This is a genomic window from Lysinibacillus sp. (genome assembly GCF_032093475.1).
Taxonomy (GTDB): domain Bacteria; phylum Bacillota; class Bacilli; order Bacillales_A; family Planococcaceae; genus Lysinibacillus; species Lysinibacillus irui.
The window spans coordinates 1-14,106 of sequence record NZ_DAMDAY010000066.1 but is presented as its reverse complement, the minus strand read 5'-3'; the positions used below and the strand labels follow the sequence as shown (position 1 = coordinate 14,106).

Annotated in this window: 14 protein-coding genes; 1 reads left to right on the top strand and 13 read right to left on the bottom strand. The window is 38.4% G+C overall.

The genetic code is table 11. The annotated features are described in order from the left end of the window. Nucleotides 1-476 precede the first annotated feature (476 nt). From rpsA to prsW, 6 genes are all read right to left on the bottom strand, one after another. On the bottom strand, nucleotides 477-1,613 hold the full coding sequence (gene rpsA / locus RT445_RS14250) for a 30S ribosomal protein S1 (RefSeq protein WP_274796340.1): 1,137 nt from the start codon (nucleotides 1,611-1,613) through the stop codon (nucleotides 477-479). Between the two features lie 102 nt (nucleotides 1,614-1,715). Then, complete coding sequence (cmk, locus tag RT445_RS14245; protein WP_274796339.1) at nucleotides 1,716-2,390, bottom strand: (d)CMP kinase; 675 nt, start codon at nucleotides 2,388-2,390, stop codon at nucleotides 1,716-1,718. A gap of 95 nt (nucleotides 2,391-2,485) precedes the next feature. Further along, nucleotides 2,486-3,145 carry a flagellar brake protein gene (locus RT445_RS14240; RefSeq protein ID WP_274796338.1) on the bottom strand — a complete coding sequence of 220 codons (660 nt, stop codon included), beginning with the start codon at nucleotides 3,143-3,145 and terminating at the stop codon, nucleotides 2,486-2,488. A gap of 86 nt (nucleotides 3,146-3,231) precedes the next feature. Then, complete coding sequence (locus RT445_RS14235; protein ID WP_274796337.1) at nucleotides 3,232-4,515, bottom strand: PepSY1/2 domain-containing protein; 1,284 nt, start codon at nucleotides 4,513-4,515, stop codon at nucleotides 3,232-3,234. A gap of 15 nt (nucleotides 4,516-4,530) precedes the next feature. Then, complete coding sequence (gene sleB / locus RT445_RS14230; RefSeq protein WP_274796336.1) at nucleotides 4,531-5,340, bottom strand: spore cortex-lytic enzyme; 810 nt, start codon at nucleotides 5,338-5,340, stop codon at nucleotides 4,531-4,533. A 98-nt stretch (nucleotides 5,341-5,438) separates the two neighbouring features. Beyond that, entirely contained in the window at nucleotides 5,439-6,113 is a 675-nt protein-coding gene (prsW, locus tag RT445_RS14225) for a glutamic-type intramembrane protease PrsW (protein WP_004232588.1), read from the bottom strand. 84 nt (nucleotides 6,114-6,197) lie between these two features. Here prsW and RT445_RS14220 point away from each other — a divergent pair, with 84 nt between their 5' ends. Then, nucleotides 6,198-7,166: an asparaginase gene (locus tag RT445_RS14220; protein ID WP_274796335.1), complete on the top strand. Its 969-nt coding sequence runs from the start codon at nucleotides 6,198-6,200 to the stop codon at nucleotides 7,164-7,166. Here the strand turns inward: RT445_RS14220 and RT445_RS14215 are convergent. The 7 genes from RT445_RS14215 to RT445_RS14185 form a co-directional block, all read right to left on the bottom strand. Further along, entirely contained in the window at nucleotides 7,146-8,717 is a 1,572-nt protein-coding gene (locus tag RT445_RS14215; protein WP_312505664.1) for an aminotransferase class V-fold PLP-dependent enzyme, read from the bottom strand. The genes RT445_RS14220 and RT445_RS14215 overlap by 21 nt on opposite strands. A gap of 4 nt (nucleotides 8,718-8,721) precedes the next feature. Continuing rightward, nucleotides 8,722-9,282 (bottom strand): glycerol-3-phosphate acyltransferase, encoded by a 561-nt coding sequence (locus RT445_RS14210; RefSeq protein WP_274796333.1) that lies wholly within the window; start codon nucleotides 9,280-9,282, stop codon nucleotides 8,722-8,724. A gap of 59 nt (nucleotides 9,283-9,341) precedes the next feature. Then, nucleotides 9,342-10,307, bottom strand: a complete 966-nt coding sequence (locus RT445_RS14205; protein WP_274796332.1) for a YpdA family putative bacillithiol disulfide reductase — start codon at nucleotides 10,305-10,307, stop codon at nucleotides 9,342-9,344. 113 nt (nucleotides 10,308-10,420) lie between these two features. Next, nucleotides 10,421-11,176 (bottom strand): metallophosphoesterase, encoded by a 756-nt coding sequence (locus RT445_RS14200; protein WP_313470745.1) that lies wholly within the window; start codon nucleotides 11,174-11,176, stop codon nucleotides 10,421-10,423. Nucleotides 11,177-11,289: 113 nt separating this feature from the next. Further along, the gene (locus RT445_RS14195; protein ID WP_313470744.1) at nucleotides 11,290-12,030 is read right to left on the bottom strand and encodes a LysM peptidoglycan-binding domain-containing protein; all 741 of its coding nucleotides are present in this window, start codon (nucleotides 12,028-12,030) and stop codon (nucleotides 11,290-11,292) included. Between the two features lie 86 nt (nucleotides 12,031-12,116). Then, a complete protein-coding gene (locus RT445_RS14190; RefSeq protein ID WP_313470743.1) occupies nucleotides 12,117-13,559 on the bottom strand; it encodes a RecQ family ATP-dependent DNA helicase in 1,443 nt (480 codons plus the stop codon). After that, nucleotides 13,560-14,106: helix-turn-helix domain-containing protein (locus tag RT445_RS14185; RefSeq protein WP_313470742.1), on the bottom strand; the 547-nt coding region annotated here is incomplete at its 5' end. It lies immediately after the preceding gene.

Genomic DNA, 14,106 nt, shown 5'->3' with positions numbered 1-14,106 from the left:
TTTTGGGTTCTATCCTCCATTTTGAAGGTTCTATCTACTACTTTAAGTTCTATCCTTCACTTTATTAGTTCTATCCGTCACTTTGAATGCTCTATCCACTACTTTTCAAGTTCTATCCTCCACTTTGAAGGTTCTATCCGCTACTTTAAGTTTTATCCTTCACTTTATGGATTGTATCCACTACTTTTTGGGTTCTATCCTCCATTTTGAAGGTTCTATCTACTACTTTAAGTTCTATCCACCACTTTGAAGGTTCTATCCGCTACTTTAAGTTTTATCCGTCACTTTACGGGTTCTATCCGCCACTTTGAGGACTCTATCCACTACTTTTTAAGTTCTATCCTCCACTTTGAAGGTTCTATCCGCTACTTTAAGTTATTTCCACTACTTTATGAATTCTATCCATCATTTAAGAAGCTCTATTCTCCACCCCAACAAAAAAGCGAGGATGCATGTTTGCATCCTCGCCCCGCACTTTATTTAAAGTTTTTTAATTGATCGCCAATTACATCACCAAATGAGAAGCCTGTGTTTTCTTCTGGTAATTCGTAGTCAATCACTTCTTCTGCTTCTGGATTTTCTAGTAATTCTTTAATGCTCAGCGCTAAGCGTCCTTCTTCTGCATTGACATCAAGTACTTTTACTTGTACTTCTTGTCCCTCTTTTAACGCTTCATGTGGCGTGTTGATATGCTTATGGGCGATTTGAGAGATATGCACTAAGCCTTCAACACCAGGGAATACTTCTACAAATGCACCAAATGAAGTTAGACGTTTTACTCGGCCATCTAAAATCGTGCCTTTAGCTGCGCGTTCTTCGATATTTGACCAAGGTCCCGGAATTGTTTCTTTGATGGATAATGAAATGCGTTCATTTTCTGGGTCCACCGAAAGAACTTTCACTGTTACATCTTGTCCTTCAGCTAAAACCTCACTCACATCGCTCACATGCTCATGTGATACTTGCGAAATATGAACAAGCCCATCAATACCACCAAGGTCGATGAATGCACCAAATGAAGCCAATCGCTGTACTTTACCGTCTAATACATCGCCAGCTTTAATTTGATTAATGACATTTTTCTTCTGTGAAGCTTTTTCTGCTTCAACTACTGCACGATGAGATAAGATTAGGCGATTTTTTTCTTTATCAAGCTCAACAATTTTAAAGCTTAACGTTTTTCCTTTATAGCCTTCAAAATTATCGACAAAGTAGTCTTCTACAAGTGATGCTGGTACAAAGCCACGTACACCTAAATCTACGACAAGACCACCTTTAACAATATCTTTTACTTCCGCTTCGAAAATTTCCTCTGCGGCAAATTGTTGCTCTAGTGTATCCCATGCTTTTAAAGCATCCACTTTACGTTTTGATAGGACAAAGTTCTCTTCTTCTACCTTTGTAATCATCAACTCTAACTCATCCCCAACAGAGATGACATCAGACGCTTTCTCAATGTGTAAGCTTGATAATTCACTAATCGGTACAATACCATCAAACGGTGCACCTGGAATTGATACAGATACTGCCTTTTCATCAACTTGTGCTGCAATACCTTTGACGATATCACCCTCGTTAAACGTTTGTTCTGCATAGTTCATTTCTTCAGACATATGTAACCCTCCTTCGCATCTTCCCTTACTATTTTATTCGATATTGAAGACAAAGACAAAAATAAATCCTTTAAATTCAAAAAATGTCTGAAATTTTAGGATTTATAGCATTTTTTCTTCTGCTAATTTTAAAATAGCTTGTGCTGCATCATCAATGGACAATGCTGTTGTATCTAAAAATATTGCATCTTCAGCTTGAATAAGTGGCGATGCTTCACGCTCACTATCTTTTTTATCACGTAGCGCAATTTCTTCCTGAAGTTTTTCAAGAGAAGAATCAATCCCTCTTTTTTGATTATCGATTAATCGTCTTCTTGCACGTTCTTCTACTGTTGCAGACATAAAAATCTTTAGCTCTGCATCCTTTAAAACATGTGTAGCAATATCACGTCCATCCATGACAACACCGCCATTAGCTGCAAGCTTTTGTTGTTGAGCAACTAATAGCTCTCGAACATTTGCATGGGCAGCTACTTGAGAAACAGAGGAAGTAACTTCATTTGAACGAATTTCAGCCGATACATTGCGACCATCTAAAAAAACAAGCTGGCCCTGTGGAGATGGCTTTAATTCAATTGTGCTAGTCATTAACATCTCTGCTAATTTTGCTTCATCATCTAAATGTATGTTTTGTTGCATCGCTTTATACGTAACTGCTCGGTACATGGCACCTGTATCGATATAAGTAAAACCAAGTGCTTCAGCAACTATTTTGGCTATTGTACTTTTACCAGCACCTGCAGGCCCGTCTATCGCAATTTGAATGTTTTTCTTCATTATTCTTCCCTACTTTCTTCACCTCATATTGTAACATATAACCCCAAAAAAGCCCTCTGCTAGGAGAGGGCTTTGTAAAAATATTATGAAGGAAATTAAACATTGAAAGGATTCACTTCTTTACGACGATTGACTAATTGGCGTTCAAAGCAAAAACGTACAATATGCTGTTGATCGACATCATCTGTATCCGTTAGCTGAATGGTCGCAATGCGTTTATCGTCTTTTTCAAAAATGCGCACGACTGTTGCATCCGTAATGACGTATTTGACATCTCCATTCGCAAAAGGTAATACAATCGTTAATTTTATCTCATCACCATCATTGAAAGCTACTTCTCCCTTCAAGATGAGTGCCAAGCCTCCAGCACTAATATCAACAGTCACAAGTTGATACTTATAATCGTTGAACTGAATAGCAACGTCCACTGGCGTTTCAACACGAACATACTCTCGTCGTTGAATTTTTATAAATTCCTCGGGCTTTGGACAATGCAACATAATCATTGGTATATTGCCTGCTTTACGCCCAATTACTTCTGTATTAAAAGCAAAGGATTGTTTATCCTCGGTACGAAAGGTTGCTCTAAATTCTGAGCCATCTATTAAAAATGCTGTTTTCTTCGTTGCCATATTTATTGGATAATCAATATAAAGAATATGATCTTGTTGCTCTACAACTTTACAGCGGAATTTCTCCACTTGCTCTGTATACGTAGGTTCAAGTTGTAAATGTGTACCAATTTTTATTTCCATGAGCATCTCCTCGTACGAAAAATATGGTTTAATTATCTCATGAGAAGTTTATTTTGGCTATAAAAATTGGTAGTATTTTCTTATTATTAAGTTAGATATTCCACTTTTAATACATTGTGGTTTTCCGCATCAATAACAATTCTAAATGTTTCCTGAGTATTTCCGTCACGTAATGCAATGACCTCATAGCAAAGTCGCTGTTCAAATTGGCCATTATCTGTATAAATATTTTTTACCTCTTGTACTTGAATATCGTCTTGGAAGAATGTTTTCCAATCAATAGGTTTCGCTGTTTGTGGTTTAATATTCTCTTCTTGAATATACTCCATTGCATTCGCACCTAACAGCTCACCTGTATCTTTCGCTACTTTTAATTGAACACCATCCGCATAAATTAACGCATTGTCCCCTGGATGTACACGGGCAAATGTCACATGCCATGCTTGATGATTTTCTCGTGATTCCACATAAGCCACATCTTTCATGCCTAGTTTCTTCACATATTCCTGAGCTTTTTTGAGGATTTCCTCTTGTGAGAGCTTTGCTTCATCAACAGGACGTTCTACTAAATAGGACAGTAAATGTCCTCCCTTTTCCGTCAAATCTACATAGCCTAAACGTATCCCTTGATGGAATTGAATGTGATAGAAAGGATACGGTGCGGTGTCACTACTTTTAGTGACCGTAAATGTTGCGTCTTTAATGGCAGGGAATAAATATTTGACTTTTTCTAACGCTTCTTTTTCGGTAATCACAGCATCCTGCAATGCTTTTAACTCGATTTTCTTCTGCCAATCAGATTCTGATAGTGTTAGCGGGAAATCCTTTTCTCCGTAACCCTTTAACGTATCTTTTACAGTATCAAATTTTGTGTTTGGATTTTTATTATCAACTTGCTGTAGCCAAACATCCATTTTTCCATCATGCTTATAAAAATCAACTGTTGCAGCTGTCCAATCATCAGAAAGGGATTGTAAATTTGCGGAGACCTGCGGCATCTTATCACGCCAAGCCTCATAATCACCTGTTTTTGCTGTTCTTTTTGCTTCATCGCCAAGTCGTCCTAAATAATTCATCCATTCATTCGATAGTTCTTGTCCAATCGGGATATTAGCAATGGAAGAACGAACTTCTGAGCTTAAGCGCCAAACCGAGTCTAGCTCACTGTGAATCGCCTGCTCGTCTTGAAACAAGAGGGATTGTGATACAGCCCGCTGGAGATGGGATAGTTTTTCAGATGCATCTGTTAACTTATCTGTATATTGCGCTAGTACGGTACGTTGTAAATCTTCTTTATCGCCATGTAAATCTATGCTGTATGCCCCTAACCCAATAACAGCAATCGTTAAGACCACGAGCCAAGTTTTCATCGATGTTCCTCCTTTCTATGAACAGAAAATATGCTCTCCTATTTGTTTAATTTGTGGACGTGACCAAATCCATTTACTTGTTGCTGTTTTTGGATTGAAATAATATAACGCATTTTCAGATGGATCCCAGCCGTTCATTGCATCAATAACGGCTTCTTTTGCTCGTTCATTAGGTTCTAACCAAATTTGTCCATCAGCTACTGCTGTAAAAGCTAGTGGTTGGAATATAATACCTGAAATTGTATTAGGGAAATCGGGGCTTTCTAAACGATTTAAAATAACAGCTGCTACTGCTACTTGCCCCTCATACGGTTCTCCCCTAGCCTCTCCATATACAGCATTCGCCATTAACTGCAAATCACGTTCTGTATATTTTGGTGGGACTTGCGTTTGAGTTCCATTATTATTGCTGCTCCCACTACTATTACCGCCACCAGTACCTTTTTGTACCTGCTGATCAAGTGGCTTGCCACCATAATAAGTAAATTGATTACCCGCATTTAATTGTGCTTTTACCCATTTTTCATCATAATCAGAGTAGCCTGCTAACGCTTTCTTTGTTTTTGCGCCAGCAATCCCGTCTACTGGTAAACCATATTTCTCTTGGAAATTACGTAAAGCCCAGTATGTGTTATAGCCAAATTTGCCATCGATTTTACTCTTATAAAAACCTAAGTATTGTAATCTGGATTGCAATTCAATGACATCATCTCCGTAGGCACCACGAGTAATTTGCTGGTCACTAAAAGCTATTGCATCATTTTGAGGAATCGCAATTATACTAATTCCTAATATCAAAGCAAAAAGTATGCTGACTAAACGCACTTTTATCACTCCTTTTTTTTATAGCTTGAAACAAAAGAAGTAATTTATACATGCTAATAAAGAAATAAAGCGTAGAAATCTTTGACGATTTCTACGCTTTAAATTTTCTTTTGCATATGCAAATGTTGAACTAGATGGTAATGGGCAAGCTTTACTTTTCGCAAGCCAAACCACCATAAAAACAACATAAAAGGAATCATTAAATAAACCCAGTGACCTTTGAATGATAATATTGTATTGTATAGAATGTGAAGTACAACAGGTGCACAAAGCGCCATTGCAATCATTTCTTTTGTCTTTACAAGCTTCGAAAACTTAGCACGTCCATAATAATAGCCCATGACGACACCGAACAATGCGTGACTTGAGACTGGTAATAAGGCTCGCATGAATGCCGTGTCCAAGCCAAAAGAAAGTAAATAAAGGACATTTTCAATTGTCGCAAAACCAAGTGATATGCTGGCACCATACAATATACCATCATAAGGGTCATCAAATTCTATATGATTGTAAATGGCAATTAATAGAACAAACCATTTAAAAAACTCTTCAATAACACTAGAAAAAAGGACGTCTTGAAGATAAAGATATCGAAATACCCCTTCCTCTGTTAATACATACTGTAAAAACATGATAGGGAACGTTAAGAATGCACCGTATAAAAACGTTTGTAGTAAAGTTCTTCTTGGCTCCGTAGCCATCTGATTGCGCAAATAGAAATAACTAAAAAGCGCTAGACCGGGAGCAATGGCAGCAGATAATAAAATGATCATGATGCCGGCTCCTTTCAACAATAGACTGCTATTATTATACCATGTAATGACAAAAAAACTTTTTAAAAGGAGATTTTATTTTTTATGAAAAAGACAATTTTATTAATTCATACAGGCGGCACAATCTCCATGGCCATGAGTGCTGAAGGAGCGGTCATGCCAAATATAGAAAATCCACTCATGAAGGAAAGTAATAAACTGGCATCCCTTGCAGACATCATTGAAATAGAAGCTTTTAATCTTCCATCTCCTCATATTACACCGAAAGAAATGCTGCAATTACGCCATGTCATGATGGAACAAATTATGTCACAGCAAATCGATGGAGTTGTCATTACACACGGCACTGACACTTTGGAAGAAACTGCTTATTTCTTAGAGCTAACAACAAATTTAGCCATTCCGATCGTGCTAACAGGTGCAATGCGTTCATCTAACGAACTAGGGGCAGATGGCATTTATAATTTAGTGGAGGCAGTTCGTGTAGCTGTTGATGATGAAGCTCGTGACAAAGGAGTATTGGTTGTGATGAATGATGAAGTTCATCTTGCGGTTAATACAACAAAAACAAGCACAAGTTCAGTAAATACTTTTCAATCCCCTCAGTATGGACCGATTGGATTGATTACAAAATCACGTATCTTATTCCATCATGCACCTATTCGTAGACAATATGTAGAAGTTGATAATTTATCAAAGCGTGTAGCAATGTTAAAGGTTTATGCCGGTATGGAAGAAGATTTACTTGATGTTGTGCTTGCTTGTAAATATGATGGTGTTGTGCTTGAAGGCTTAGGACAAGGAAATGTCCCACCATCTGTTGTAAAGGGCATTGAAAGCCTTATACAGCGAGACATTCCTGTTATACTTGTTTCCCGCTGCTTCAATGGTATTGCAGAGGGTGTTTATGGTTATGTTGGTGGCGGTAAAATGCTAGAAGATTTGGGCGCAATTTTTGCCACAGGGATTAATGGTCAAAAGGCACGTTTAAAATTATTAATTGGACTTAATACTACAGGCTCTCCGTTAAATTTAAAGGACTTTTTCCTGTAAAGTCAACGTCTCTGTCTTTATGACCTTTTCATAGTAGCTCAATATTTCGCCAAGTCGTTGGAGGGCTTCATCGAAATCTGGTTGAATAACCGAAAATTGGAGGAATCCCTTTTGACGTAAATAATGGCTATCACCATGCACGAATAGTCCATTTAATGCTAAATCAATGTGTAAGTTTGAAAAGGTGCTCGGCAGTTGAACAGTTACCAACATTGGATATTGAACTGTTGAATATTGATACTGCATGATCGGTAGCTTCAGCAATGCCTTAAAGCGTTGCTGTAGTTGCTCATACCTTTCTGGATAGGCTTGCAATGACCTATCAACATTGCCAAGTAACACTGCTGGGAGCGTAAATGGTATGGCTCCTTGCTGATAATTAGCTAAATCTAGGTAAGTAGGAAGCGTGGCAGATGATGGTGCAAGTGATTGAGAGAAAACAAAAGCTAGCCCACTTAATGCACCTATAGCTTTACCACTCACGGCAGTTGCTAAATAGCAGTCTTGTAAAGAAAATGGCATGGCCCCGAACGTGCTGATACTATCTATGCACAGCTTTACCTGATAGTGTTTGGCGAGCTTACTAAGACTTTCTAAATCATTACAAGTCCCTGTAGAAGTCTCGCCATGTACTGCTAGCATCCATTGATAAGAACCTGTTGCTAACAGCGACGCCACTTCATCGAAATCAAACGCTGTCCCCCAGTCTTTTCTTACCACATCAAATTGTAATGACCAACGAATAGCTTGCTTTCTTAAACGTTCACCAAATTCTCCATTTGTTAAGATTAGTCCTTTTCCAACTTGTTGTTCCTTTAGTTGCGCAAGCATCACTTCATTTGCCAACGTCCCTGTACCAACGATGATGCCAACATGATTTGCTTTCGATAAATACAGTAACTTTTTTTGTACACGTTCATAGAGTGCATAAAATGGTAATGAACGGTGTGATAAATCTGTATAACCAATTTGCTCTAATTGCTTTACAGGCCCTGGATAAAAAGTAAAATGGTCCGCAGATAGTCTATGTTGTAGTGACTGCTCAAATTCATGTCTAGTAAGCACCATCGGTAAAAATAATGCTTCCTTTTCCCCTACCGCTGGCGCAAACTGTCTAAAACCCATTTGTCGGTAGAGCTTTTCTTCACGAGTTGTACCTGAAATCACTGCCGCTGTATAGCCTTTTTCGTAGGCAAATGTGTTTAAGGCCTGTGTAAGTTTTAGAAGTACACGCCCTGTCCGATAACCTCTTTTTACTGCAAGCAAGCGAATTTCACATAGCTTAGCACAATTTTCCTTCTCTAAAAACTGTTCAACCTTACCAATTTTTTCATCTATGGAAAATGGTCTTTGATCTCTAAATGCCAACATTCCAATTAGTTCTGTTTCCTTGTACACGACAACATACGTATTCTGTTGATGAAATCGGTCAACTTTTTTTCTTGTCGCATTTGGTTTATGCTGTGGAATTTCTTCTACAAAAGTCTCATAATTCAGTTGGGCAATGGCCTCAAATTCCTCATTCGTTTGTGCAATTTTACACCAATACATCTCTTCACTTCCCTCTTGTCAACGACTCCTGAATATTAGACCTATGCTTGATGAGCATACATACAATGGCTAAGACTAACAGACTATAGAGCTCTAGTTTCCCTGCAAGAATGATTGCACCGACATAGAATATAAAGCCCCCGACCATGCCAAGTGTCAAACTTCTTGTAAAAACCATCACAAACGCAGTTCCTATAATCATCCAAAAAAATAGGCTCGGAGATAGAGCGAGACCTACACCAATAAAAGTAGCCACACCTTTTCCCCCATTAAATTTCAACCAAATAGGAAATAGATGCCCCACAATAACCCATGCAGCACCCCCAATAATGATCCATTCATCCAAATGCCACAGATGGCCTAATCCGACTACTAGCACACCTTTCAGTGAATCCCCGAGCAATGTCCAAATAAAGGCCGCTTTTCCAATAACACTTCCTGCATTTCGAGCACCTAAGTTTTTACTGCGCTCTTGCTGTAAATTAACCTTATATATCTTTCCAACGAAATAGGCCGTCATAAAGTTTCCTATTATATAACTGAATAGCCAGTACCACCCAAACAAAAAAGGCCCTCCTTGCTAAAAAGGCTGTATAAGCTACATTGCCTATACAGCCCATTTCATTATTTTCTTCTTTGCTCGATAATTTGAGCGATACATTCTCCGTGAAAACGCCCATTTTCGATAAAAATTTCATTTGCATTATTCCCAGCTGCAATGACGCCCGCAATAAATAATCCTTCGATATTAGTCTCCATCGTTTCTGGGGTAACATAAGGACGCCCTGTTTCTTCATCAATTTCTACTCCCATTGCTTTAATAAAGGAGTGATCTGGATGATAGCCAGTCATGGCAAAAACAAAATCATTTTTGATTATTTGCTCTTGACCATCTATTTCTAAAACAACCTCATGCTCGCGAATTTCTAACACATTCGTATTAAAATGCATAGCAACTTCCCCTGTTTTAACTACCCCTTCAAATTCAGGTAATACCCAAGGTTTGATGCTTGAAGAATATTCACTTCCTCGATAGGCAACCGTTACTCGGGCACCCGCTTTATTCAATTCTAACGCTGCATCCACAGCTGAATTTTTACCACCAATAACTAGAACATCTGTATCGAAAAATTCATGACCCTCTTTAAAATAATGGAATACTTTCGGTAACTGTTCGCCTTGGATATTTAAATAATTTGGGTGATCATAGTAACCCGTTGCAATGACAACATACGGCGTTTCATACGTATCTTTATCGGAAGTAACCGTAAACATATCCTTATTTTTCACAACACTTTGTACTTTTTCAAAGCGATTAACCTGTATATTTTTTAAACGGACAACTTCACGATAGTAGACCAATGCTTGGTTGCGTTTTGGTTTACGTCCTTCAATAATAAAGGGTACGTCACCAATCGCTAAACGCTCACTTGTACTAAAAAATGTTTGATGTGTTGGATAATGATAAATAGCATTTACGATATTTCCTTTTTCAATCACAATAGGTTGTAATCCAATATTTTGCAAAGCTATTGCTGCTGCTAAACCACAAGGGCCTCCTCCAACAATAATTGCATCTGCTTGCTGCATTTCTTGACACTCCAATCGAATTGGACCAGCACAATTTGCTGCTCCATGCTTTCACATCATCATAGAATAGATGATATCTTTTTATTATACGCCTTCTCACAGATTTTGGTTGGTTATTTACTCGCAATATCAATATCAATAATATGACATTGCGGCTTAGCACCTAGTCTGAAAGGTACTAATGTCGTGCCATAGCCATTACTAACTAAGGTCATGACACCATCTCGCTCTCGATAAGAACCATTTGGATGTACACCATAGGGACCGAATCGAATCTGCCCCCCATGTAAATGCCCTCCCATCATTAAATCAGCATGGAACTTTGCACGAACTTTGGCAAAAACACCTGGATTATGAGCGATAAAAACAACCAAATCCTGCTCTCCAACCTTCGCAAAGGCCTTTTCAAAACTATATTCCTTCACCGTTGTATCTTCAATGGCACTTAGCCAAAAGCGATTTTTGGTGGGAAGTAGCACAGCATCATTGACGATGATTTGAACCTGATGCTCTTGTAAAATGGCCTTCAGCCTTTCCTCTCCAACTTCTCTGTCATTATTCCCCCAAACAAAGTAGGTTGGTCCGATAGAAGTTACTAATTGTAAATTTTCATGTATTCGTGCAATGGGTGTACGACTATCTGCAAAGTCCCCACCAATGATGACAGCATCAAAATGGCCCTCTAACCGGTCAATCATTTTCTTATTTATTTTACGCAAATGAACATCTGAAATAAAAAATAATCGTACCTTCTCCTGCTCACCCTGTAATGTTAGCTGGTGATGCAAAACATTGTTTTCATACGCTACCTTCCACATATAAAGTAGAAAGGCAATAGCTATTAATAGCAATAGCCCTAAATATAGCATTCCCTCACTTCTCCTTACGACAGCAAAAAGGCGATTCTTCTTAACAAACGAATCGCCTTTTTGCTAAATCAGACATACGTTTTGGTGTGAACGTTTGTCTGTTATTTTATACATTAAGGTAGTTTTATTACTTGACCAACCATGACAGTATTCGAAGACATGCCATTGGCTGCGCGAATTTTTGCTAATGTCGCTTCACTGCCATCGCCATAATGATTTAATGCAATGCGGTATAAGTTCTCATTTGCTTTCACAGTATGTGTACTTGCTTTAGCATTTTGTTTTGCTTCTTCGGCTTTTTTAGCCTCTTCGGCTCTTCTCGCAGCCTCCGCCTGTTGTTGAGCTATTCTAGCTTCCTCAGCTCGTTTTGCTGCTTCGGCTTTTTCAGCTTCTTCGGCTTTTTTCGCTTCTTCAGCCTTCTTAGCCTCTTGCGCTTTTTTCGCTTCTTCCGCGGCCTTTTGTTCAGCCGCTAGTTTATCTGCATCTTTTTGAGATTGCTCCTGAGCTTTTTTATCAGCCTGACCGTCTTGATCCTTTTTATCTTGATTTGATGCAGATGCTTCTGAAGGATCTAATTCGACGACCTGTTCTGCTGTATCCTTCTCAGCTTGTTCAATCGTTTTTCCTGGTTCATAAAACTTCCAAAAATAAATGAGTATCGTTAATGGAATAAGGATAAAAATAACAAAAAGAATTGTCATTAATGGTGTTTTTCGTTTTGAATTTTTTGGCTTTTTGTTTTTATTGCCATTTTTGTTCATTCTGGAAACTCTCGATAAAGACTGCTCTTTTTGCTCATCTTCAAATGATTGACGATGCTCTTCTATTTTATCGCGATAATCTTCTTTATTCATTCGCCTTTCCCCCAACCTTACTACGCTTTCTATCATTTCTATTATGACGAATTTTACGAAAAAAGTAAATGACCGTCAGTTTTAGTCTAAATACCCATTAAAAGTTGCTGCAATCGACTTTCCCATGACATCATTTCCATTTTCTTATCTTCTTGTAAGCGTGTTTTCTTGATTTCATCATAATGGATTCCACAATTTTCACAACAGTTTTCCGGCCTTTTCTGCAATTTTTGCCCAAAATACCCGACTAAATGTTCACGAATACAGTCTTTTGTCTGAATGATTTTAAGCATTTCGTCCACTGCACGGTATTTCTCTAGGGCTAAATGATTTAGTCGGGCCTTTACTTGTTCCGTAGATTCTTGTTGAATCCAGTAGTCCAACACTCGAAAGGCTGTCTCACTCAACTCGCCATTCTTTAGCATTTGTGCTGGCTGGATTTGCTGATTAAGTAATTCCTGGTAGCGATCAACATGGTGAGGTGTCGGCAAATCACCTGTCACAACAAATTTCGCCTGCTCTTCATCTCCATCACTATACAGTAAAATGGCAAGCGCAGAATGACCATCTCGACCGGCACGTCCAATCTCCTGCATATAATTCGCAATATTGCCAGGCATAGATTCATGTATTACTTGGCGTATATCTAGTTTGTTAATCCCCATGCCGAAAGCATTTGTTGCTACTATCCAATCCAGTTCACCATCTATAAACTGTTGTTGGATAAACTGACGGTCCTCTGCACCATAGCCCGCATGGTATGCAGCAGTCCGAATACCGGCTTGTAAAAGGGCCTCGCTGTATTGTTGCGCACGTTTACGAGAGGAAACATACAAAATACCTGGGCCTGCCGTTTCTTTAATATGTTGCATGAGCCACTTAGATTTATCAGCCTTATCCTCTACTACAATGCGACCTAAATGAATATTTGGTCGGTCCACATTATACATAAACTCAAATGGAGCCTTAAGTGATAGGGTCTCCCTAATATCTTGAACAACCTTTTTCGTTGCTGTTGCTGACAATGCTAAGATTGGTGGACGATTTCCCCTCGAAAACCATTCACCTATGCGTAAATAATCCGGCCGAAAATCAAATCCCCATTGTGAGATACAATGCGCTTCGTCTACTACAATTAATCCTAGCTTTATGTGTGCTAGTTTTTCTTGTACCTGCTGTTGAAGGAGCATCTCTGGTGATGTAAAAATAAAGCGATACTGTTCTAAATAATGTAGCACATAGCGTTTTTCCGTGACGGTTAAAAAGGAATTTAGTGCAACAACCCTTTTTTCCCCGAAACGTTTCAGTTCCTCCACTTGATCCTGCATTAATGAGAGCAATGGCGAAACAATTAATACCGGCTTCTCTAACGTATAGGCTGGGAGCTGATAGCAAAGTGATTTCCCCATTCCTGTTGGTAATAACGCAATAACATCTTGTTCCTCCAGTATAGCTTCAATGACTTCTTTCTGCCCTGGTCGAAAGGATGAATAACCAAAATGCTTTTGCAATAATTGTTCAAGTTCCATTTAAACTTCTCCTTTCGCAAGGACAAGCCTTAATTGAAAATAACTCATATCATTTAAAGCTTCATGTAATATTTTTAATTTTTTTGTTTGATATTGCGCCGACGCCTGCCAAACTTTTTGTGCTTCTTCATATGAGACGAATGGTCCAATAGAAAAGTTCGGTTCATACATTGCTAATTCCACAAAATGATCCTCTATTGTACTTTGTTTTAACTTCCTCAATTGTACAATTTGCTCTATTGAATAGCCTTGTTCATATAATTGTGCTGTTTGTTGTGCAGAATCGGTTAACAATATTTTCACTTTTAATCCTTCTGCTATTTGCCCAAGTAAAGGATAATCATTATTTGTTTGATGCACTTCATTTAATAAAATATGTAGTGTTTCAATAAAAGCTAACTGACTATCAAGCACGGATTCCTTTCGTTCATCCGCAAGCTGTTGCCACGTCCAACCAGGTAATCGATGACCGCTTAAACGGTATAGAACTAGCTGCTTATTAGTATCTGAAATAGGAAGAATGTTAAGTACATTTGTACATTCTACT

What these genes read in the sequence shown, in the direction of transcription:
- rpsA (WP_274796340.1), bottom strand. Translation starts at nt 1,613, where the DNA reads ATGTCTGAAGAAATGAACTATGCAGAACAAACGTTTAACGAGGGTGAT.
- cmk (WP_274796339.1), bottom strand. Translation starts at nt 2,390, where the DNA reads ATGAAGAAAAACATTCAAATTGCGATAGACGGGCCTGCAGGTGCTGGT.
- RT445_RS14240 (WP_274796338.1), bottom strand. Translation starts at nt 3,145, where the DNA reads ATGGAAATAAAAATTGGTACACATTTACAACTTGAACCTACGTATACA.
- RT445_RS14235 (WP_274796337.1), bottom strand. Translation starts at nt 4,515, where the DNA reads ATGAAAACTTGGCTCGTGGTCTTAACGATTGCTGTTATTGGGTTAGGG.
- prsW (WP_004232588.1), bottom strand. Translation starts at nt 6,113, where the DNA reads ATGATCATTTTATTATCTGCTGCCATTGCTCCCGGTCTAGCGCTTTTT.
- RT445_RS14220 (WP_274796335.1), top strand. Translation starts at nt 6,198, where the DNA reads ATGAAAAAGACAATTTTATTAATTCATACAGGCGGCACAATCTCCATG.
- RT445_RS14215 (WP_312505664.1), bottom strand. Translation starts at nt 8,717, where the DNA reads ATGTATTGGTGTAAAATTGCACAAACGAATGAGGAATTTGAGGCCATT.
- RT445_RS14205 (WP_274796332.1), bottom strand. Translation starts at nt 10,307, where the DNA reads ATGCAGCAAGCAGATGCAATTATTGTTGGAGGAGGCCCTTGTGGTTTA.
- RT445_RS14200 (WP_313470745.1), bottom strand. Translation starts at nt 11,176, where the DNA reads ATGCTATATTTAGGGCTATTGCTATTAATAGCTATTGCCTTTCTACTT.
- RT445_RS14195 (WP_313470744.1), bottom strand. Translation starts at nt 12,030, where the DNA reads ATGAATAAAGAAGATTATCGCGATAAAATAGAAGAGCATCGTCAATCA.
- RT445_RS14190 (WP_313470743.1), bottom strand. Translation starts at nt 13,559, where the DNA reads ATGGAACTTGAACAATTATTGCAAAAGCATTTTGGTTATTCATCCTTT.